Raw genomic sequence first — 21,323 nt, forward strand, 5'->3', positions numbered from 1 at the left:
ATGATTCCGCACGTTTCACGTTTACTCGAACTTTGGCGCATCGCCGCGCACTATAGACTCGACACGTTGTTTCCTGCGGAAGAATTACCTGAAAAAGCCCGTCATGTTTTAAGCTTAATTCGCATGCACCCTGCGGCATGGTCCAGTCGTGAACGTAAAAATCCACTGAAGCTGAAACAAGCTTTAGAGGAAATGGGACCACTTGCGATCAAACTGGGGCAATTATTATCCACCCGTCGTGATTTGATTCCACCTGAAGTTTTACAACAACTGGTACTGCTGCAAGACCGGGTAAAACCTTTTGATAACGATGTTGCCAAAATGCGTATTCAGGAATCATTGAAAGCCGATGTGAATACCTTGTTTGCCCGTTTTGACACACAACCGCTTGCTGCGGCTTCCATTGCTCAGGTGCATACTGCGGCTTTACATGATGGTCGTGAAGTGGTGGTGAAAGTCACCCGCCCCAATATTCGTCAGCAAATTTTACAAGATTTTGAAATTCTCGACTGGTTAGGTGCTGCCTTAGAAAAACGCCTGGAAGCGGCACGTGCACTGCATTTATCTGAAATTATTCAGAACTATCGTCAAATCATTTTAAATGAACTTGATCTGACTTTAGAAGCCGACAACACTCGTCGTATGCGCCATTACTTCACTGGCTCAAGCATGATGTATGTGCCTGAAGTGTATATGGATAGCAAAGATGTGATGGTCGCTGAACGCATCACTGGTGTACCAATTTCAGACATTGCCACTTTTGATCGCATGGGGATGAATCGTGCGGAATTGGCAGAGAAAGGTTTAACCATTTTCTTTACCCAAGTGTTCCGTGACAACTTTTTCCATGCCGACATGCACCCCGGTAACGTATTTGTCGAAACCATTAATCCAAGCAATCCACGCTTTATTGCACTGGATTGCGCAATTATGGGTGAGCTGTCTAAACACGATCAAATGACCGTGGCGCGCATGTTACTGGCGGTGATGAACAGTGACTTTATGCAGCTTATTCTGGTGGTGCATCAAGCCGGCTGGATTCCGCCTGGTACAGATCAGGATGCTTTAGCACGTGAAATGCGTCGTACCGTGGGGCCAATGGTATCGAAGCCGATGCATGAATTGGACTTTGCCGGCATTTTGATTCAAGTGATGGATATTGCGCGTCGTTTCCATCTGGAAATTCCACCACAGTTGATGCTATTGCTGAAAACACTGGTTCATGTCGAAGGTTTGGGAACAGACCTTTATCCGGAACTGGACATTTGGAAACTGGCAAAACCAATTCTCACGGATTGGATTAAAGCGCAAATGAATCCTCAGAAGAATCTGAAGGAATTGGGACAAAAAATTCCTGATCTTCTTCTGGGTGCACAAGACTTGCCAAGCTTAATGATCGACAGTTTAAACGGTCTAAAAAATCAATCGGCTTGGCATTCCAAGCAGTTGCATGAACTGCAAAGCATGCGTTTGCAGATGGAACATCAGCAAAAACGCAGCTGGATTTTCGGCAGCATGATGGCAATTTTCTTATCGATTGCGATTATTGCACCTTGGTATGTTTCGATTCTTTTGATTGCATTTTCCAGCTTACTTGCTGTTTGGCGTGTATTTAAATAGAGTTATTCTTTAATTAACTCTATTCAAAACAATTAAATACCTTCCTATTCAAGTCTATTTCGACACAAAGATCGGAATAGATTTTTATTTTAATATTCTCGTATTATTAAGACTATTTACAAGATTAAAATAGACAAAAAATCAACCAATCTATTTCTTTATTTTTATGATCAATAAAAAATTTATTCTTCATACCAACTTAAAAACACCTACGCATTAATATAAATAAAAATTATTTAACCAAGAAATTAAAACACTATTTTTATTTAAAATAAAAATACCACCACCAAATAACCAATAACAACAATTAGATATAAAATATAAACCATAATATTATCGATATTTAAATTTTTAAAACAAGAATACATGTAAATGTAATAATTAATAGATATATATATCAATACTTATTTTGATCCTTTTTTTTGATATAAGAGAAAGAATAACAATAATACTCGGATAAGAAAAATGTTAACTAAAATTTCAAAAATTCATGTATTTACAATTGCCATTTCAAGTTTTTTAACTGCTTGTGGTGATGGAAGCGATAATACAGAAAGTAGCAATTTCACTCCTACCCCCATTAACGGTACGGCCGTAGATTTTTATTTAAAAAATGCGGATATAAAATTTGATGACTGTGAAAACAAGTCCATAAAAACAGATGCAAAGGGTAATTTTTCATTTACAACAACCGCTGCTTGCAATGAGTCTGCTCTTACCATTACAGGTGGTATAGATATTGGTACTAACCTGCCGTTTACGGGTACATTAAAATTTAAAAAAATGGATTTAAAAAATCTAAAAAATGGAACCCTCGTTGTTAGTCCTTTAACGTCATTAGAATATTATTTAGAAAAAGCAGGACAATCTGGCAAATTAGATAAAATTTTAACGAATTTAGGCTTGAGTAATATTAACAATATTTCGCAATTTGATCCGGCAAAAGATGGTGATGCTCATACGATGGCTGTGGTATTTATTTTCCAGCAACTTGCCACTCAAATTGAGGATCGTCTACAAACAATCAATAAAAGTGATGGCTCAACTGCATTTACTCAGGAACAAGCGGCTCAAATTACTTTCGACACATTGATTAGTCAATTATCAACTCAACCATTATTTGCTACAAACTCGGCTAAAATTGATTCTGCTGTATTAAAAAATATTATTAATAAGGCTATCGATAATGCAAAAGCTAAAATGAATGATTCAAATATCATTATAGATACAACATTTACAGATCAAATTAGCAGCAATATCATTGCTGTTTCAACTGCAATTGCTAACATTGCTCAGAATGGTGGAACAAGTGCTAATTTATTATCAGAATTGCAAAAAAATCCTGACGTACTTGAAACCATTACAGAGAATTTAAAATCCCCTATATATAATGATTTATTTTTAGCAAATTACGATATTGCTGCCATTAAAGCTTCTAGTGCGACCAACCCACTAAATATCAATTTTGCAAATTTGAATAATACTCTGGCTGTACAATTTAAGTTGGCAAATACAAAATCAGAATTAAATGATACTGTAGCATTGGCCTTCAAATTAGAGGGAAGTAAGGGCTCATATCGCGAAAATTTAAATGTAAGTATTAACAACATTCAAGTTAAATTTAATAATCAGGGTTCAATCATATCGGCAAAAATACCTAAAAATACCATTATTAATATTTCCTCTTCTTTTAAAAATATCCAGCAGTTTCAATTTAGTGTTCCACAAGATCTAGTTATCAATTCTAATGGTAATATTTCTGTAAATTATTTAATCCAAAGTCATGGCGCATTAAAAGATTATTACAATAATTATATCAACAAATTGCCAACTGGAAGTTTAATCCAAGTAACTGCTTATATATTACCTAGCACTTATACAATTAATCCCCAACTAAATCTACCCCAAGAAACTGTCACCATCGGTACTTCAACATTCAAAAGTTCTGCATTGACTGGCTATTTTAAGTTAAATTAATTAATGAAAATCCAACCTTAAAGCTGGATTTTTTCTTGTGTAATAAAAATTATTTTAGTGATGTGGCTATATGAAATTTAATTTTTTGCCTTTATGTCTCGGCCTAATATATGGATCTTCAATATATGCAGCACCTGAAGATCTCTTTCTTCAAGCAGATAATTTTACGGAAAAGACCTCATCTCCGTTTAAATTAACACTGGGTTTGGATGCAGTTGATGAAACGATTGATTTTTTTGATATTCGACAAAATGAAGGTGTAACAGATAATAGTACCGGTGATTATCTTGGTGCCCACCTTGCCGCTGAATATAAGTTCCATCCTCAATGGTTATTAGAAGGATCTTACTGGTATAGAGAGATTGATTATTCTCAAGATACCAATACCATTCATAGCACGCTATTAGGTATACGCTATTTTCCTGACTTTCAACTTGATAAAAATAATACATTATTGTTTAGGGCCAGTGTTTGGAAAAATGCAGCTGATGAATTAAACAAATCAACACCCACAGCAGTGAACCAAAAAACTTTTGAACAAGTGACGGTTAATCAGCCACAAGACCTTAACTTTCAGCTAGATACTGTTTTTTCACGCAAAATTGACCACATGAATCAAATCAATATATTTACTTCATTTGGATTTAGTAAAGTCGAGGTAAAAAATTTAAATATCCAGGCCCAATCTAATGGGTGCTTAATGAATATAAATATTCACTCAAACAATCAATTTACTGGGAATTTAGTTCAACCATGCTCTATCGGTAATATACCAATCACTCAATTAAACGTTTCTGGCGATGCGAATGAATACGGTATTGATATACAAAAAGATTTAAATTATGAGAGTTACTATGCAAGCTTTGGGGGTTCTTGGAACTTGCGCTTTCAAAACTTTGAAAGCCAACTTGCATACCAGTATCAATATTTATGGCGTAATGACATTGATGATCGTGTAAGCAAATTTGGCAATCAAGCTATTAGAGATAACCATAGTTTAGGTGGGAAGTTTAGTTACGATTTCACACCCAAAATTACGGCTTTTATTAAAGGCGAACTGTATCACCATAACTTTGTCGGGCACATACCCTTTTTATACAATGCAGTTACAGCCTCGCGACTTGATAAGCGCTATGGCCTTGCCTCTTTAGGTGTGCAATTTAAAGGTTTCTGAGTTATTGAATAACTTCATTTTTTACGGTTTTAAATATGTAATGACTTTAAAGTCATTTTTGGGTACTTCTCGCCATTGGGTCAAAAAATGTTTGCCCTAGAATAAACAAACACTTGTCTTGTATTGATTCTGCCATGACCCAGATTTTGCAAAAACGTGCCCCTGCCCTGAGCGTTCGTGCCGGATACCTTGCACGTCAACTGATTAAAAAAGAAGGTTTACAGGCAAGCTTTGTCGATACTATTCCCGGCGCTGCAGGTGGTCCGAAAGGTATTGGCATTCAAGGTTTAGACCAAGCCATTTTTGGCGATTTCTTTGCGCAAGCACCGAAGCGTAGAACCCTGATTGGTTCCTCGATTGGCAGTTGGCGTTTTGCCAGTATTTTGGCATGGGGTGCTAAAGAAGGGACTGAACGTCTTGCAGAGCTTTATACCAACTTATATTTTCATAAAAAAATGTCGCGTCAAGATGTCGGTAATATTTGCCGAGGCATGTTGATTGATCTGATTCAAGGCAAAGAACAACAACTGGTTAATCATCCTGACTATCATCTCACTGTGATTTCAATTAAAGCACAGCATATTTTCCAAAGTGATAAGAGCTTTCCCCTCCTTGCCTCTATCGCGGGCATTGTGGGTAGTAATGCACTCGGTCGTAAACACAATCGTCTGTTTATGCAGCGCGTAATCAGCCAACCCTCATCCGGTCAGCAATTTAAAGTGGAGGATGACTTTGTCACGCATTATCAAACTTTAAATAGCGACAATGTCACGCCTTGGCTCATGGCTTCTGCGTCTATTCCAGGTGTTATGGCTGCGATTAGGGATATTCCTGATGCGCCTAAAGGCAGTTACCGCGATGGCGGTTTAATTGATTATCACATCGACCTGCCTTTTGAGAGCCAAGGCATTGTGCTGTATCCACACTTTAGCGACCGCATTACACCAGGCTGGTTCGATAAAATGTTTAAAAATCGTAAAGCCAATCCTGAAAATCAGGCACGAACTTTATTGCTATCCCCGTCTGCAGAATATTTGCAATCATTGCCGCTCGGACGCCTGCCCGATCGTAAAGACTTCACTTTAAAGGATTTAGATCAGAAACAGCGCATTCAAATGTGGAACCAGTGTGTAGCCGAAAGTCAGCGTTTGGGGGATGAGTTTTTAGAGATGGTGGAAAAACAAAATTTCCCGCAGTTTATGCAGGATTTATAGAGTTGTGTTGAGTCGAGCCTATCCATCGATGGGCTTAATCTTAAGATACATGTTTCAATCAGTTGGTTTTTGCATATAAAAATTAAAAAATACATTTGCACGAAAAAAACATACCACTGCGTGATAAGTAAACCAAATGATCATGCGTATATTTTTTTCTCAAACAGTCGCTAATCACGTACACTATGTAGTTGCGATTTTAATTCGCTCTTTTCCATTTTGAACATATTTTTGGTGAAATTCTCATGAACAACTTGCAATGGCTCGATGAAGTAAAATTTAACGAACAAGGTCTAATCCCTGCCATTGCACAGCATCATCAAACCGGTCGTGTGCTCATGGTCGCATGGATGAATCGTGAAGCTTTAGCCTTAACTGCAGAAAAAAACCAAGCAGTTTACTTCTCACGTTCACGTCAAAAATTATGGCATAAAGGTGAAGAATCAGGTCATTTCCAAACCGTGCATGAAATCCGTTTAGACTGCGATGCAGACGTGATTGTGTTGCAAATTGAACAACATGGCGGCATTGCCTGCCATACCGGTCGTGAATCGTGTTTCTACCGTAAATTGACCTCAAACGGCTGGGAAATTGTCGATGCGCAATTAAAAGATCCAAGCCAAATTTATGCTGAAAAATCTGCCCATTCACATAATCCACATACTCTGGCCATGAATGCCTCAACTGCCCAATCTGAACAAGTGGAAGTGCTGGATTATTTAGGTCAGATGATGACCGAGCGCAAAGCGGCAGATCCAGACTCCTCTTATGTGGCGAAGCTGTATCACAAAGGCTTAAACAAGATTTTAGAAAAAGTCGGTGAAGAAAGCATTGAAACCATCATCGCAGCCAAAGACTTTAAAGCGGAAGCGCATGAAGATAATAAAAATGACCTAATTTATGAAGTGGCGGACTTATGGTTCCATACCATTGTGATGTTGGGCTATTTCGATCTTGAACCACAAGTAGTTTTAAACGAGCTTGCACGTCGCCAAGGCTTATCTGGATTGGTTGAAAAAGCCAATCGTCAACACTAAGCCGATGACTGTGTCTAATTCGCAAAAACCGAGTGCAACCTATGAGCAAGCCATTGCCATAGATAATGCACGCTTGGGCAAATCCTTTAAAGTGATTGCTTATGCAGGCACAGGTAAAACCACCACTTTACAAATGATCAGTGATGCCATGCCCGAGCGACGTGGCATGTATCTGGCTTTTAACAAAGCCATTGCATCAGAAGCACAAAGTAAATTTCATCGTGGTGTCGACTGTCGTACCTTTCACTCGTTGGCTTTTCGTAGTGTTCCGCGGGGCGTGACCGACAAACTGCGTTTACCGCGTTTAAGTCCAAGCTTTATCGCCAAAGAATATCGCCTGCAACCAATTACCCTACGCCGGATGATGGGTGGGCGTTATGAAAAATATGTGATGATGCCGAGTCGTTTGGCCAGTTTAGTTGCCAATGCAGTCAGTTATTTCTGTTCGACCAGTTCGCAATATCCTGCGCCACGCCACTTACAAGCACCGAGCTGGTTACATCCAGATGATATCGTTGAATTGCAAAAGCATCTTTATCCAGCCATTGAACGGCGCTGGTTAGAGTCGATTGATCAGAATCATCAAGCTGGAATTGGTCACGATATTTACCTGAAACTTTGGGCTTTATCTGAACCGAATATCCCCACAGATTATGTGTTGTTTGATGAAGCACAAGATGCTGATCCCCTGATGCTGGGAATTTTACTGCGCCAAAGAAATACCCAAGTGATTTATGTCGGTGATGCCCATCAACAAATTTATGCATGGCGCGGTGCAGTCAATGCCATGAAACAGCTACCCTTGCCTGAATCCCGTTTAACCACCTCATTTCGTTTCGGTGAAGAAATTGCCTTGAATGCCAATGCGATTTTGGGTGCTTTAAATGAAACCGTGCCTTTGCTCGGTAATCCGCATCTCCATTCTAAAGTAGTCAATAAACCGCATACCAAACAACGAGATGCGATTTTATGTCGTACCAATGCCCGTGCGATGGAGTTATTGCTTGCCGGTTTGCTGCATGGCGAAAAAGTCAGTTTGCAAGCCGACCACGTCAAACTGAATCGTTTTGTCGATGCCGCAAGTATGCTGAAACAAGGCAAACGAGTGACTGATGTGCCTGAACTCGCTTGGTTTAATTCGTGGCATGATGTGCATGAATATTGTGAAACTAACGATGGCAGTGACATTAAACCTTTGGTGAAACTGGTCGATGATCACGGTACTGATCCACTCAAAAGAGCCTTGGCAAAAATCACCCCGATCGAACATGCCGACTACATTATCTCGACTGCGCACAAAGCCAAAGGTTTGGAGTGGGATCGTGTACATATCGAAGATGACTATCAATTTAAGGTCAATGAAAAAGACCATAAAATTAGTGACGAAGAGTTAAGATTACTTTACGTTGCCTGCACACGTGCTAAAGTAAGTTTAAATATTCACCACATTTACGATTTGGTACAACAACTGAAAAAACAAATGCCATTATCCTTGCGTAAAGCTGTGGGAGAATAATTCAGCTCATTTCGCAATGCAGGTGTTTTATGAAAATCGAATCTGTTCAACTCAAACACGCACTTCATTTTGCCGATCTCAAGCTGAAATTTAACGACAAACCCATCACCCTGATTCTGGGCGATCAAAGCTCGGGAAAAACCGCGATTTTAAAATTCACTTATCAGGCACTGACCTGGTTTGCAGCGCGCTATAAAGACTTTCGTGCTGCCGGTGTGGTGATGCTTGATCAAGACATTATGTTCACGCGGCTTCAATCCAAAATTGATATTCGGGTTCGAATTCCCAATGATATTGGTACTTTAACTGAAGCCAGTGAGCCGCAAGACAAAGCGCTTTCTTACTGCGATTGGCAGCTGTATAAAACCTTAAATAGTCATGGCATTGGCACCAGCAAAGCCGAAACCCAACAATTAGAAAATTTGATCGAACTTTATCAAAATGCGATCAAACATGATCAACTGCAAGGCTTACCCTTAATTGCCTATTATCCTGCAGAACGCTTCGTCAATGAAATGAATATTCTGAGCAAGAATAATCCTGTCATTTTCCAGGCCTCACACGCATATGAAATTTCAACTATTCCTTACACCACCTTTACCCGTTTTTTTGAGTGGTTTCGTGAAATCAGTGATATTGAAAATGCCCAGATTGCACAACTGTTTCAACAATTACTGTCCAACCCATCCATCCAGAAAAACAAAGATAATGACTTCCTGCAGCAATTGGTCAATGCCCAAAAACAAATGAACGCACCAAGCCTGGATGCATTAAAACAAGCCTTAAACACGGTCATTCCTGCTTTAGAAGACATTTATATCCAGTACCAACCTAAATTACAATTGATGGTGAGCTACCAAAATAAAACCATGCTCTATCAACAACTCTCCAATAGCGTGAAAAACTGGATTGCGTTGGTGGGTGATATCGTGCGCCGCTTATGCTTGCTCAATCCGAACAGTCTGTATCCGTGCCTTGAAGGGGATGGAATTTTATTGATTGATGCGATTGATCATCAGCTCGATCAAAATACCTGCCAAGTGATATTACAACGCTTACATCAGGCTTTTCCCCGCCTACAAATTATTGCGACCGGAAACCGGACTGAATTACTGGAACATTCAGCAGACTATCAATGTTTAAAACTGGAAAATAAACAGATCTTTGATATGCAGCTACAACCTTTGCAAGACAAGTTTGATACCATTTATGAGCACCTGGTTTTTAATGAAGAAGTGATTGAAGCAGACACATTGCTTGAACCCGAATTAGAAAGCATCACGCCACAAACCATCATGCAACAGATTCAACAGCATTTAAGCGCAGAACAACAAACTGAATTACGTCATTTAATGGATCAGTCAGATGATACGTCTTCATCCCATCCCCTGTCATAATCCAAAATATTGAATTTAATTACAAAACAGATTCAATATTTCAAAGCGCCATTTTCAAGAATCATTTTTAAGTTTTCATCTGTCTAAACACTCGACGCCTAGAAAGAATTGATGGGCGTATAATATGTTAGGTGTGCGCAAAAATAATTGATGTTGTTTTCCTCATGTAATAAGATCAAGTATATTTAAAGTTTTATAGTAAAATCCGATTTTACTATCGCTTTTTACAAGTTGCGCAACACAGCTTGTTTTTCCATATTTTTAATTTAATTTGGCTTTCAAGATTGAGAAGTTTGGATGGTTCTTTGCTGTCCTGTAGTCCTTGAAAGATAAGATTCACCCTTAGGTTTTTACAAACCTGATTCACGACAATGGATATGAGTGTGCTACCGATTATTATATTGTTACCGTTAGTACTGGGCACTACCCTTGTCTCGTGGCTGAAGAAATTTTCACGCGGGGTAACGGCTTTAGCGGCTATTGCAGTCAGTTTAAGCAGCCTGATCTTGTTACTGACTCAAACAAAACATGTCTTTAATGGTGGAACAATCACCCAAACCTGGACGTGGTTACCCCAGTTAGGTATCGATTTAAGCTTCCGTATGGATGCCTTAGGCCTATTATTTTCTTTGCTGATTAGCGGTATCGGCACCCTCATTTACATTTATGCCTATTATTATTTAAGCCCTAAAAGCTCCCTGAGTAAATTGTATGTATTGCTGATGCTGTTCATGGCGGCAATGCTGGGAATATCACTTTCTAACAATTTAATTTTATTGCTTATTTTTTGGGAACTCACCAGTATTTCCTCGTTCCTTCTGGTTGGTTACTGGAATAATTACGAAGCTGCGCAACGTGGTTCACGTATGGCACTGACCATCACCGGGATGGGCGGTCTGTCGATGCTCGGTGGCTTTATTCTGCTCGGTCAAATTACCGGGACTTATCAGATAGACCAAATTTTAACAATGAAGGATCAGATTCAAAACCATTCGCTGTTTGTACCTACCTTACTGTTTATTTTAATGGGTGCTTTTACCAAAAGTGCGCAATTTCCTTTCCATTTTTGGTTGCCGAATGCCATGGCAGCACCGACCCCAGTATCGGCATATTTGCATTCTGCGACCATGGTCAAAGCGGGGATTTTCCTGCTGGCACGTTTTACCCCTATTTTTGTCGGTGCAGCGCTTTATCATAATATTGTGACTTTTGTGGGATTATTTACCCTATGTATGGCAGCCTTTTTTGCCATTTTTAAAGAAGATTTAAAAGGCTTACTCGCCTATTCGACCATTAGTCATTTAGGCTTAATTGTCTGCCTATTGGGGCTTGGATCACCGCTTGCGATTGCTGCCGCCATTTTCCATATTATTAACCACGCGACCTTTAAAGCGGCATTGTTCATGATTGCCGGGATCATTGACCATGAAACTGGAACCCGTGATTTACGCAAGTTAAATGGGATTTGGCAACTCCTGCCATTTACTGCAACCCTGACCATGATCACTGCTGCCTCGATGGCGGGTGTTCCACTGACCAATGGATTCTTATCTAAAGAAATGTTCTTTACTGAACTACTGGCCAATCTTTCTGGTCCAGTGATGATTTTCTCGGCGATTGTAGCTACGTTGGCGGGAATCTTTGCGGTCGCCTATTCGGTGCGTTTGGTTCACGGGGTATTTTTCGATGGCCCGCTGGGACGACAAGTCCCCAATCAAAATGCACATGAACCCCCTTTTGGCATGCGCGCACCTGCGCTTCTGCTTGCAGTTTTATGTATTCTGGTCGGTCTGGCACCTGCCCTTTTGGTTGAAAAAATTGTCAATTCGACTGCGCGCGCCAGCACCCAACTCCCTGACTTTTCCGGCACACATTTAGCCATCTGGCATGGCTTCAACCTGCCTTTAGTGATGAGTATCATTGCACTGTTTGGTGGGATAATTTTCTATTTCGCTTTTGCCAAAAACGGTAAAATCCGTGAAATTGACCTTGATCTGGTGCTTGGAAAATTCCAGGGCAGAATCTTGTTTGATTTATTCTTAAAGTATCTATTACTAAATTCACGCAAGTTCAAACGTAAAACTGAAAATGGTTCACTGCAAACCTATTTAATCTGGATTGTGTTATTTAGTGCCGCTTTGCTTGCCATGCCACTCATTAATCAGGGACTCACCACAGGTACGCGTGAATTAACCCACGCGCCTGCGCTTGCCATTGTACTTTGGCTATTATTGTTCTCTGCCTGCTGGATGATGTTGTGGTTTCACCATGAACGGATTAAAGCGGTGCTGATTAGCGGTGCGGTCGGTTTAGTCGTGACCATGGTTTTTGTGACCTTGTCTGCACCGGATCTGGCTTTAACCCAGATTACCGTTGATGTGGTTACCACCGTACTCTTGTTGATGAGCTTATCGCTATTGCCACAGCTTACGCCTTATGAATCCAGTGTTTCACGTCGCTGGCGTGATGCGCTGATTGCGATTGGTGGCGGTATCGGTATCGGCTGGATTAGCTGGTTAATTTTGACCCGTGATCACAACTCGATTTCATGGTTCTTTATGCAGCAATCAATTCCACTGGGTGGTGGCACCAATGTGGTCAATGTGATTCTGGTCGACTTCCGTGGTTTCGATACCTTTGGTGAAATTACCGTACTCGGTATTGCTGCCATTGGTGCCCTATGTTTAATGGATGGCATGCGTACCCACGGTACAATTATCACCCAAGGCTTGACCTACCGTTTTAACCCATCTCCATTGATGTTCCGGATTACCGCATCATGGGTTTTACCTTTGGCACTCGTAGTGAGCCTATATATCTTCCTGCGCGGTCATAACTTACCGGGTGGTGGATTTATTGCTGGCTTGATTACCGCTTTAGCTTTAATCATCCAATATATTGCCCTGGGTCAAGATCAGGCAGAGCAAATGCTGAAAGCCCAATCTGGACGTTTATATGAGATCTGGATTGGTTCAGGTTTGGTCATTGCCGGACTGACCGGATTAGGTGCCTGGTTCTGGGGCCGTCCATTCCTCACCAGCGCACACATTTATATCTCACCACCGATTTTAGGTGAAATCCATCTGGCTTCTGCTGCCTTATTTGATGTCGGGGTCTATGTGACTGTCGTCGGTGCAACCATGCTGATGATTTCGGTCTTAGGCGACTCACGTCACTCCAGCATGGCTGGCCCAGTACTCAAGGGAGAATAAAATGATCAGTATAGAATTTTTACTCGCCTCGGCTATTGGATTACTGACTGCAACGGGAATTTATCTTATTTTACGTGCCCGTACTTTCCCGGTGGTTTTAGGTCTCGCCATGATTGGTTATGCGGTCAATTTATTCCTGTTCGCGATGGGACGGATTCAGATCAATGCCCCGGCGGTTCTAACTGAAACCACCAAAGCCACCGATCCCCTGCCCCAAGCCTTGGTTTTAACCGCCATTGTGATTGGCTTTGCAACCACGGCTTTTATTGTGCAACTGGCTTTACGCAGTCGCTATGAAACAGGCACAGATCACGTTGACTCTAAAGAAGATATTGTGCCGATTGACCCGCGTGAGGATCAGCCTTAATGAATGCTGTTATCCAGTTTTGGACTGAACACACCCCTATTTTTAGTATTTTAATTCCAGCTTTTACTGCTTTTTTATTGGTTATTCTGGGGAATCCAGGCGCAGGAGCATTGTCTGGCGATTGGCGTCAACCTTGGCGTCGTGGAATTAGTTACGTTTCTTCAATTCTAGGTTTAGCCACCGCGATTGTTTATTTGATTTCAGCCAGCAGCGGTCAAATCAGCACCTATAATTTAGGTGAATGGTCTGCACCCTTCGGCATTGTCCTGGTTCTGGATCAACTGTCTGCATTAATGATCGTGCTGACTTATGCCTTGGCAACCCCAATTTTATGGTTTGCCAGCCATGAATGGGATATCCGTGGTCGTTATTTCCATGCCATGTTCCATTTCTTGCTCATGGGCTTATGTGGTGCATTCCTGACAGGCGACTTATTTAACTTATTTGTGTTCTTCGAAATTTTGTTGATGGCATCTTATGTCCTGCTGGTACACGGACAAGGCAAAGCACGTTTTCAACTCGGCATTCATTACGTCACCATTAACTTACTGGCCTCTGCCCTGTTTTTAATTGGACTCGGCATCATTTATGGCAGTGTCGGTAGTTTAAACATGGCAGATGTCGCACGTCTAATCCCCCTGTTAGAATCCGATCAGCACAAACTTGCCGTAGCGGGTGGCTTACTGTTATTTGTGGTGTTTGGAATTAAAGCAGCCATGTTACCGGTGGGTTTTTGGTTACCGAAAACCTATGCCGTGGCAACAACACCTGTCGCAGCAATTTTTACCATTATGACCAAAGTGGGCATCTATGCGATTTTAAGGATTAATGGCACCATTTTTGAAGATGACTTGAGCCACAGCATTTTGGCAAACTGGTTACTTCCGATTGGTTTAATTACCTCTATCTACGGTGTAATTGGGGCAATTGGAGCCGAACGCTTACGTCGCTTTGTCGGTTTTATGATTCTATCTTCTATTGGAACCATCTTAATCGCGATTTCACTGTTTAATACCTTGGCATGGGCTGCGGCACTTTACTATTTAGTCCATAGCACCCTGATTGCAGCTGCATTTTATTTGCTTTCGGGCTGGATTACTTCACAACGTGGAGCATTCAAGGACCATTTCAATATTGCACCGCAAATGAAACAACACAAGGTGGTGTCATTAGTCTTCTTTTTAATTGCTTTGATGATGGCAGGTTTACCTCCATTTAGTGGCTTTTTGGGCAAGGTCTTTATCTTGCAAGCCACTTCACACTCACCTTATCAACTGGTGATTATTACTGTCGTGCTGATAGTCAGTTTACTCAGTATTATTGCCTTTACCCGAATTGGCTTTGTGCTGTTTTGGCGTGCCACAACCCCCGAAAACAATCCAGATACGGACGAGTTTAAAGCCTATCAAGCTTTGCCGGAGCAATCGCCTGCACGAAATGACAAAACCATCTATTTACTGCTTTCAGGTTTAATCGTATATATGGTCTGTGCGGGTCCTATTCAGCAATATATGTTTAAAACGGCTGAACAAATACAAAATAACGCCTTATATGAAGAGATTATTCTGCATAAAGATAATCTTAATCAGGTGATTAGCGTTCAACCCTATGATGCTGAAAACCTGCCTGAAACCAAATATGGTGGTGAAACCGTGGATCCAAATGCGCATCTCATCCCTTACGTGATTTCTGAAGATACTTTAAAAGGTGAGCATATTTCAGAGTATAAGCAGCGTCAAATTGAAGAGCAGCAAGTGCAGGAACCTGCTCATCCGGATGATGCCAAGCTTAAACCTATGGAGCCTTAACCATGCAAAAAACTTCGTTCTGGGAAAATTGGCTCCCTCATCCCTTTGTATCTGTGATTGTGGCTTTAAGCTGGATCATGTTGGCACATAGCCTCGATTCAGCAACAGTGCTTATGGCGTTGTTCCTCGGGATTCTGATTCCGCGTTTGGTCAAACCCTTTATTACCCGTACCCCTGATATCAACTGGGTGTTGGCTTTAAAACTCTTCTTTGTAGTGTTGTGGGATATTATCATTTGTAATATTAAAGTGGCTAAACTGGTTCTTGGACCAACACGCAACCTACATCCCAAATGGTTTCGCGTGCCTTTAGAAACTCAACATGAACAAGTCAATGTGTTGCTGGCACTGATTATTACCACCACACCGGGTACAGTCACTGCAGGGATTGACCATGATCGTGGTGATATTTTGGTACATGCATTAAGTACAGATGATGCTGAAATAGACATTCTAGAAATTAAAAATCGTTATGAAAAAGCGCTGATGGCTATTTTTGCTGTGGAATTAGGAGAAGATTCATGACCATTTTGCCTTATGCACTCGGCATATGTATGGTGGCCATCACCATCTCGATGTTTCTTTGCCTGGTCCGTTTAGTCATGGGTCCATCCATTGTCGATCGTCTTTTAGCTCTGGATACGCTGTTTCTGAATGCCACCTGCCTCGTGGTGATTCTTGGCATCTACTGGGCAAGTACCGCCTTATTTGAAGGGGCTTTATTGGTTGCCATGCTTGGATTCGTTTCCACCGCAGCGCTTGCTCGCTACTTTACCACTGGCCATGTCGTAGATTAGGAGAAACAGTAATGCAACTTGTAATGGAAATCCTGGTCTCAATTTTTTTATTGATTGGCTCATTCTTTATGTTAGTCGGTGGTATTGGCATGGTGCGCCTGCCCGATTTATTTATGCGTCTGCATGCTCCGACAAAATCAAGTACCTTAGGTTTAGGTAGCTTTTTAATCGCTGCGATGATTTTTTCAGCCTTTCAGGGACGTTTTGGTTTCGCCGAAATTTTATTAACTTTATTGGCGTTCATTACCGCGCCAGTATCTGCAAATTTAATGGCACAAGCCGCTCTACACTTACGGTTACGTTCAACCAGTGGTGAAGTGCCTGAAGCACTTGAGCGCCCTTTACCTTGGCAACGAAGCCGCCGTCGCCCTCCGACTCAAGACAAAAACAACTCACATGATGGTCTAAGCTAAATGGAGACTAGATTCTTTATTATTTTTAGTCCTTTGGCTATTCCTAATTTAAATTCAGTCTACTGCATGCTCTGACATATCAACCTTGTCCCACACCAACAAAATTTCAGTGCACAAAAAAGCCACCCGAAGGTGGCTTTTTTATTACATCAATTATTCATCATCTTGCTTTGCTTCAGCAGGCGGTAAATCCTTCACTGCTTCTGCAATCAGACCAAACATATAATTGCCGTAAGCATTGGTTTTGTCATAATGGAAACGCAAACGTGGCGTAATACGTGTCTTGATACGACGACTCAATTCGTGACGCAAGAAACCAGATGCTTTGTTTAAAACATCTAAAGTTTCTTTATTCGCGGCTTCGCTTTGGTCATCACCAAGTTCACGACCCATTACAGTCACATAAACTTCGGCATATCCTAAGTCTGCGCTAACTTTCACCGCAGAGATGGTCACCAGACCACCTAAGCGTGGATCTTTAAGCTCTTGACGAATCAGTTCAGAGAGTTCTCTCTGAACTGTATCAGCCATACGCTTAAGACGCTGACTACCCGCCATTAAAGACTCCGTTTAATCAATTGAACATCGTACACTTCGATCTTATCGAGTGCTTTGATGTCTTTATAGCCTTTCACCGCAAGACCACATTCCATACCGGCACGAACTTCTTCAACCACTTCTTTATAGCGACGAAGAGATTCAAGCTCACCTTGGAACACAACCACGTCATCACGAAGGACACGGATTGGTTTATTACGGTGTAGCATGCCTTCAAGAACCATACAGCCCGCTGCAGCACCAAATTTGCTTGAGTGGAACACTTCACGTACTTGCGCAACACCAAGAATCGTTTCACGATGCTCAGGAGCAAGTTTACCGCTCATTGCCGCTTTCACATCATCAATCAATTCATAGATGATGCTGTAATAACGAATGTCGATGCCGTCTGCATCAGCTTTTTGACGTGCAGTATTATCAGCACGTACGTTAAAGCCTAGAAGTACCGCTTCTGAAGATTCAGCAAGGGTAACGTCAGACTCAGTGATTGCACCTACGCCAGAACCGATTACACGAACGCGAACTTCATCTGTTGCCAATGCTTGCAAGGCTACAGTCAATGCTTCCAAGGTACCGCGTACATCAGTTTTAAGCACAACGTTCACATAAGGAACATCTTTTTTGCCCATAGACGCCATGATGTTTTCAAGACGCATCGCACTTTGACGTTCAAGACGTTTTTCACGCTCACGTGCCATACGTGCATCAGCGACTTCGCGTGCTTTCTTCTCGTCGTTCACAACAAGAACTTCGTCACCCGCCATTGGCGCTTCAGGAAGACCCAAGATTTCTACTGGAATCGAAGGACCTGCAGATTTAATACGTTTACCGTTTTCATCCACCATCGCACGAACACGACCGTAAGATGCACCGGCAAGAACTAAATCACCTACATTCAATGTACCGTTTTGTACAAGAATAGAAGCAACCGCACCGCGGTCTTTGTCTACACGCGCTTCAATTACAACACCTTGCGCAGCACCTTCTTCCGATGCTTTCAATTCAAGCATTTCTGACTGAATTAAAATAAGGTCAAGCAGTTCATCGATACCTTGACCCGAATGTGCAGAAACCATTGCCACAGGTACGTCACCGCCCCATTGTTCAGGCACGATTTCTTTGGTGGTCAATTCGTTCAATACGCGATCTGGATCAGCAGATTCTTTATCCATCTTGTTGATTGCAACAATGATTGGCGTACCTGCAGCACGTGCATGGTCAATTGCTTCAGCAGTTTGTGGCATTACACCATCATCAGCAGCAACAACAAGAACCACGATATCAGTCGCTTTCGCACCACGTGAACGCATTGAAGTAAACGCTGCGTGTCCCGGTGTGTCTAAGAAAGTGATAATGCCTTTATCCGTTTTAACGTGATATGCACCGATATGCTGTGTAATACCGCCCGCTTCGCCCGCAGCCACTTTGGTACGACGAATACGGTCAAGAAGCGATGTTTTACCATGGTCAACGTGACCCATGATGGTAACAACAGGAGCACGAGTCGTTTGAACGCCACGCGCTTCTTCAGCTGCTTCAAGTAAGTTATCTTCAGCTTGAGTATCAGAAACCAGAACTGGATTATGGCCCATTTCTTCAACCACAAGTGCTGCAACTTCTTGCTCAATGGCTTGGTTTTGAGTCACAAGCTCACCCATTTTCATGAGTGATTTGATAACTTCACGAACCTTGATTGCCATTTTCGCAGCTAAGTCAGCAACAACAATGGTTTCACCAATTTCAACATCATAAACTTGTTTTTTAACAGGTTTTTCAAAGCCATGCTTGTTGCCTTGGCTGGTTTTCAAACCACGTTTAGGCTGTTTACTGAAGCTTTGCTCTTCTTGACCACGACGTCCACCTTTTTTCGGTGCACGTGCAGTTGGCGTATTGGTACCACGTTTGATTTCGCGGTCTTCTTTCGCAAATGAATCTTCATAAGCCTGACCAACAAGACCAGCCGCCAACGGAGAATCATCGACAACACGAATCGTTGCAGTGGTATCTTCAGTGGTGTATTTCGATGCCATTTGACGCATTTGTTCAAGCGTACGTTGTTGCGCTTCTTCAGCCGATTTACGACGTGCTGCTTCTTCAACTGCTTTTAATTGCGCTGACTGAGCTTCACGTAATTTTTTCTGTTCAGCTGTTTCAACCTGTTTAACCGTTTGTTTTACAATCGGTTTGTTGTTTGACTTACGCGTCACGACAACAGCAGCTTTCGATACTTCTTGTTTGTCGCTTGTTTGCTTCGCAGCAGCACGCATTGCTTCTAAAGCTTGTTTCGCTTTAGATACGCCTGTTTGAGGTACGTCATCCGCTTTTTGTTCAGCATTAGCAGTAGATGCAGTTGCATTCTTGTCTGCCTGTGCTTTCGCTAAAGCTTCAGCTTTAATTTGTTCAGGATCTGGCTTAACGAATGTATGCTTCTTACGAACTTCTACATTAATTGTCTTCGCCTTACCTGATGTACTGGCTACTTTAGCAGTACTGGTTGTTTTACGTTTCAACGTGATTTTTCCTGCATTCCCATCGTCTTGACCATGAAGTTTCTTCAAATGGTTAACGAGGGTATTTTGTTGTTCAGTGGAAATAATATCTTCAGCTTTACGTTGTGGTAAACCTGCGTCACGAACCTGCTCTAGGAGCTTCTCAACTGGACGTTCTACGCTGAGAGCTAACTCTTTAATCGACTTGTCCGTCATATATTTCCTCCTAGTTAAACCATGATTCGCGCGCTTTCATAATGAGTTGACCTGCTTTTTCAGCGCCTAAACCTTCAATATCTTCAATATCGTCAGTTGCTTGGTCAGCCAAATCATCTACTGTTACCACACCGCGAGCTGCAAGTGCATACGCGATTTCCTGTGTCATCCCAGCCATTGCAACAAGTTCTGCACTTGGTTCTTGGATGTTTTCTTGTTGTTTTAATGCATCTGCCAATGTAATTTCTTTCGCACGGCTTTGCAATAATTCAACAGTTTCAGCATCAAGTTCAATCTCATCGAATGTTTCAGCTGGAACATAAGCAATCTCTTCAAGAGAAGTAAAGCCCATTTCAACCAAAGCCATTGCCAAATCTTCTTCAATATCAAGACGTGTTACAAACATGTCGAGGTATTGTTGAGCTTCATTTTGTTGACGCGCGTAGAATTCTTCTTCGAGCATCATATCCAATTTGTAGCCAGTCAATTCAGATGCTAAACGAACATTTTGACCTTGTGAACCAATGGCACGTGCCAACTGATCCGTTGCGGCGAAAATGATATCAGCGCTATGAGCATCTTCATCAATCACAATACTTGATACATCTGCAGGCTCTAAAGCGCTTGCAATATACTGTGCTGGATCATCAGACCATACAACAACATCAATACGCTCACCGTTCAATTCTGATTGTACTGCCTGGATACGTGTACCACGCATACCAATACAAGCACCCACAGGATCAATACGATGATCGTTCGTTTTCACAGCAATTTTAGCACGAACACCCGGTTGGCGTGCAGCTGCTTTAATTTCGATGATTTCTTCAGAAATTTCAGGAATTTCTTTCTTCATCAAAGCAATCAGCATTTCAGGACGCGCACGTGACAATAATAATTGTGCACCACGACCTTCACGGTTCACGCTATATAAAATGGCGCTCATACGTTGCTTAGGGCGAAGAATTTCTTTAGGAATCATTTCTTCACGAGCAAGATATGCTTCAGCATTGTCACCCAAGTCAATAATAAAGCCATCTTTGGTTTGTTTTTTAACTTCACCGTAAATGAGTTCACCAACTTTAGATTCGTACGCATCAGCAATTAAAGCACGCTCAGCTTCACGAATTTTTTGCACAATTACTTGTTTAGCAATTTGTGCAGCAATTCGACCGAAGTCAATCGACTCAACTTCAAGCTCACGAATATCACCGATTGCCCATTGTTCCGGGTCAAGATCCGAGATCGCATCCTGACAAGCAGGCATTTCGTGATCTTCGTCAGCTACCACTTCCCATTGACGGAAAGTACGGTAGTCACCGGTTTTACGATCGATTTCCACACGTAAACGTGCTTCTTCTGCATGGGTACCTTCGTAAAATTTCTTTTTAGTCGCAGCAACTAAAGCTTGTTCAAGCGCTTCAAAAATTGCATCACGACTTACACCTTTTTCGTTACTAACCGTTTCTACTACGGTAAGAATTTCACGAGCCATAAGTCACCTATTCGTTCAGATTCTTATTTATTGA

16 protein-coding genes are annotated in these 21,323 nt (G+C 41.6%); 13 read left to right on the forward strand and 3 right to left on the reverse strand.

Annotated elements, in window-relative coordinates; genetic code table 11:
• From B9T23_RS03705 to B9T23_RS03765, 13 genes are all read left to right on the forward strand, one after another.
• A complete protein-coding gene (locus B9T23_RS03705) occupies window positions 1-1,620 on the forward strand; it encodes an ABC1 kinase family protein (RefSeq protein WP_067722338.1) in 1,620 nt (539 codons plus the stop codon).
• A 465-nt stretch (window positions 1,621-2,085) separates the two neighbouring features.
• Complete coding sequence (locus B9T23_RS03710) at window positions 2,086-3,597, forward strand: hypothetical protein (protein WP_067722340.1); 1,512 nt, start codon at window positions 2,086-2,088, stop codon at window positions 3,595-3,597.
• Window positions 3,598-3,667: 70 nt separating this feature from the next.
• Complete coding sequence (locus tag B9T23_RS03715; protein WP_086193048.1) at window positions 3,668-4,771, forward strand: hypothetical protein; 1,104 nt, start codon at window positions 3,668-3,670, stop codon at window positions 4,769-4,771.
• Between the two features lie 134 nt (window positions 4,772-4,905).
• Entirely contained in the window at window positions 4,906-5,985 is a 1,080-nt protein-coding gene (locus B9T23_RS03720; protein WP_086193049.1) for a patatin-like phospholipase domain-containing protein, read from the forward strand.
• Window positions 5,986-6,230: 245 nt separating this feature from the next.
• Window positions 6,231-7,022, forward strand: coding sequence for a bifunctional phosphoribosyl-AMP cyclohydrolase/phosphoribosyl-ATP diphosphatase HisIE (gene hisIE, locus B9T23_RS03725; protein ID WP_086193050.1), 792 nt, complete (start codon window positions 6,231-6,233; stop codon window positions 7,020-7,022).
• 10 nt (window positions 7,023-7,032) lie between these two features.
• On the forward strand, window positions 7,033-8,538 hold the full coding sequence (locus B9T23_RS03730) for a UvrD-helicase domain-containing protein (protein WP_067722522.1): 1,506 nt from the start codon (window positions 7,033-7,035) through the stop codon (window positions 8,536-8,538).
• A gap of 29 nt (window positions 8,539-8,567) precedes the next feature.
• Window positions 8,568-9,935, forward strand: coding sequence for an ATP-binding protein (locus B9T23_RS03735; RefSeq protein WP_086193051.1), 1,368 nt, complete (start codon window positions 8,568-8,570; stop codon window positions 9,933-9,935).
• A gap of 371 nt (window positions 9,936-10,306) precedes the next feature.
• On the forward strand, window positions 10,307-13,147 hold the full coding sequence (locus B9T23_RS03740; RefSeq protein WP_086193052.1) for a monovalent cation/H+ antiporter subunit A: 2,841 nt from the start codon (window positions 10,307-10,309) through the stop codon (window positions 13,145-13,147).
• A gap of 1 nt (window position 13,148) precedes the next feature.
• On the forward strand, window positions 13,149-13,514 hold the full coding sequence (locus B9T23_RS03745) for a Na+/H+ antiporter subunit C (RefSeq protein ID WP_086193053.1): 366 nt from the start codon (window positions 13,149-13,151) through the stop codon (window positions 13,512-13,514).
• The gene (locus B9T23_RS03750; RefSeq protein ID WP_086193054.1) at window positions 13,514-15,322 is read left to right on the forward strand and encodes a monovalent cation/H+ antiporter subunit D; all 1,809 of its coding nucleotides are present in this window, start codon (window positions 13,514-13,516) and stop codon (window positions 15,320-15,322) included. Before B9T23_RS03745 ends, B9T23_RS03750 begins: the two co-directional genes overlap by 1 nt.
• A 2-nt stretch (window positions 15,323-15,324) precedes the next feature.
• A complete protein-coding gene (locus tag B9T23_RS03755; protein ID WP_086193055.1) occupies window positions 15,325-15,846 on the forward strand; it encodes a Na+/H+ antiporter subunit E in 522 nt (173 codons plus the stop codon).
• The gene (locus B9T23_RS03760) at window positions 15,843-16,118 is read left to right on the forward strand and encodes a monovalent cation/H+ antiporter subunit F (protein WP_067722356.1); all 276 of its coding nucleotides are present in this window, start codon (window positions 15,843-15,845) and stop codon (window positions 16,116-16,118) included. Before B9T23_RS03755 ends, B9T23_RS03760 begins: the two co-directional genes overlap by 4 nt.
• Before the next feature lie 11 nt (window positions 16,119-16,129).
• Window positions 16,130-16,531: a Na+/H+ antiporter subunit G gene (locus B9T23_RS03765; protein WP_067722358.1), complete on the forward strand. Its 402-nt coding sequence runs from the start codon at window positions 16,130-16,132 to the stop codon at window positions 16,529-16,531.
• 153 nt (window positions 16,532-16,684) lie between these two features.
• Here B9T23_RS03765 and B9T23_RS03770 read toward each other — a convergent pair whose 3' ends face one another.
• From B9T23_RS03770 to nusA, 3 genes are read right to left on the reverse strand one after another with little or no spacing between them, the layout of a single operon-like run.
• Window positions 16,685-17,089: a ribosome-binding factor A gene (locus tag B9T23_RS03770; RefSeq protein WP_067722362.1), complete on the reverse strand. Its 405-nt coding sequence runs from the start codon at window positions 17,087-17,089 to the stop codon at window positions 16,685-16,687.
• Window positions 17,089-19,794, reverse strand: coding sequence for a translation initiation factor IF-2 (infB, locus tag B9T23_RS03775; RefSeq protein WP_067722364.1), 2,706 nt, complete (start codon window positions 19,792-19,794; stop codon window positions 17,089-17,091). Before infB ends, B9T23_RS03770 begins: the two co-directional genes overlap by 1 nt.
• 10 nt (window positions 19,795-19,804) lie before the next feature.
• On the reverse strand, window positions 19,805-21,289 hold the full coding sequence (gene nusA, locus B9T23_RS03780; protein WP_086193056.1) for a transcription termination factor NusA: 1,485 nt from the start codon (window positions 21,287-21,289) through the stop codon (window positions 19,805-19,807).
• Window positions 21,290-21,323 lie beyond the last annotated feature (34 nt).

It is taken from the genome of Acinetobacter terrae, assembly GCF_002135195.1.
GTDB classification, from domain to species: Bacteria; Pseudomonadota; Gammaproteobacteria; order Pseudomonadales; family Moraxellaceae; genus Acinetobacter; species Acinetobacter terrae.

What these genes read in the sequence shown, in the direction of transcription:
- B9T23_RS03705 (WP_067722338.1), top strand. Translation starts at nt 1, where the DNA reads ATGATTCCGCACGTTTCACGTTTACTCGAACTTTGGCGCATCGCCGCG.
- B9T23_RS03710 (WP_067722340.1), top strand. Translation starts at nt 2,086, where the DNA reads ATGTTAACTAAAATTTCAAAAATTCATGTATTTACAATTGCCATTTCA.
- B9T23_RS03715 (WP_086193048.1), top strand. Translation starts at nt 3,668, where the DNA reads ATGAAATTTAATTTTTTGCCTTTATGTCTCGGCCTAATATATGGATCT.
- B9T23_RS03720 (WP_086193049.1), top strand. Translation starts at nt 4,906, where the DNA reads ATGACCCAGATTTTGCAAAAACGTGCCCCTGCCCTGAGCGTTCGTGCC.
- hisIE (WP_086193050.1), top strand. Translation starts at nt 6,231, where the DNA reads ATGAACAACTTGCAATGGCTCGATGAAGTAAAATTTAACGAACAAGGT.
- B9T23_RS03735 (WP_086193051.1), top strand. Translation starts at nt 8,568, where the DNA reads ATGAAAATCGAATCTGTTCAACTCAAACACGCACTTCATTTTGCCGAT.
- B9T23_RS03740 (WP_086193052.1), top strand. Translation starts at nt 10,307, where the DNA reads ATGGATATGAGTGTGCTACCGATTATTATATTGTTACCGTTAGTACTG.
- B9T23_RS03745 (WP_086193053.1), top strand. Translation starts at nt 13,149, where the DNA reads ATGATCAGTATAGAATTTTTACTCGCCTCGGCTATTGGATTACTGACT.
- B9T23_RS03750 (WP_086193054.1), top strand. Translation starts at nt 13,514, where the DNA reads ATGAATGCTGTTATCCAGTTTTGGACTGAACACACCCCTATTTTTAGT.
- B9T23_RS03755 (WP_086193055.1), top strand. Translation starts at nt 15,325, where the DNA reads ATGCAAAAAACTTCGTTCTGGGAAAATTGGCTCCCTCATCCCTTTGTA.
- B9T23_RS03760 (WP_067722356.1), top strand. Translation starts at nt 15,843, where the DNA reads ATGACCATTTTGCCTTATGCACTCGGCATATGTATGGTGGCCATCACC.
- B9T23_RS03765 (WP_067722358.1), top strand. Translation starts at nt 16,130, where the DNA reads ATGCAACTTGTAATGGAAATCCTGGTCTCAATTTTTTTATTGATTGGC.
- B9T23_RS03770 (WP_067722362.1), bottom strand. Translation starts at nt 17,089, where the DNA reads ATGGCGGGTAGTCAGCGTCTTAAGCGTATGGCTGATACAGTTCAGAGA.
- infB (WP_067722364.1), bottom strand. Translation starts at nt 19,794, where the DNA reads ATGACGGACAAGTCGATTAAAGAGTTAGCTCTCAGCGTAGAACGTCCA.
- nusA (WP_086193056.1), bottom strand. Translation starts at nt 21,289, where the DNA reads ATGGCTCGTGAAATTCTTACCGTAGTAGAAACGGTTAGTAACGAAAAA.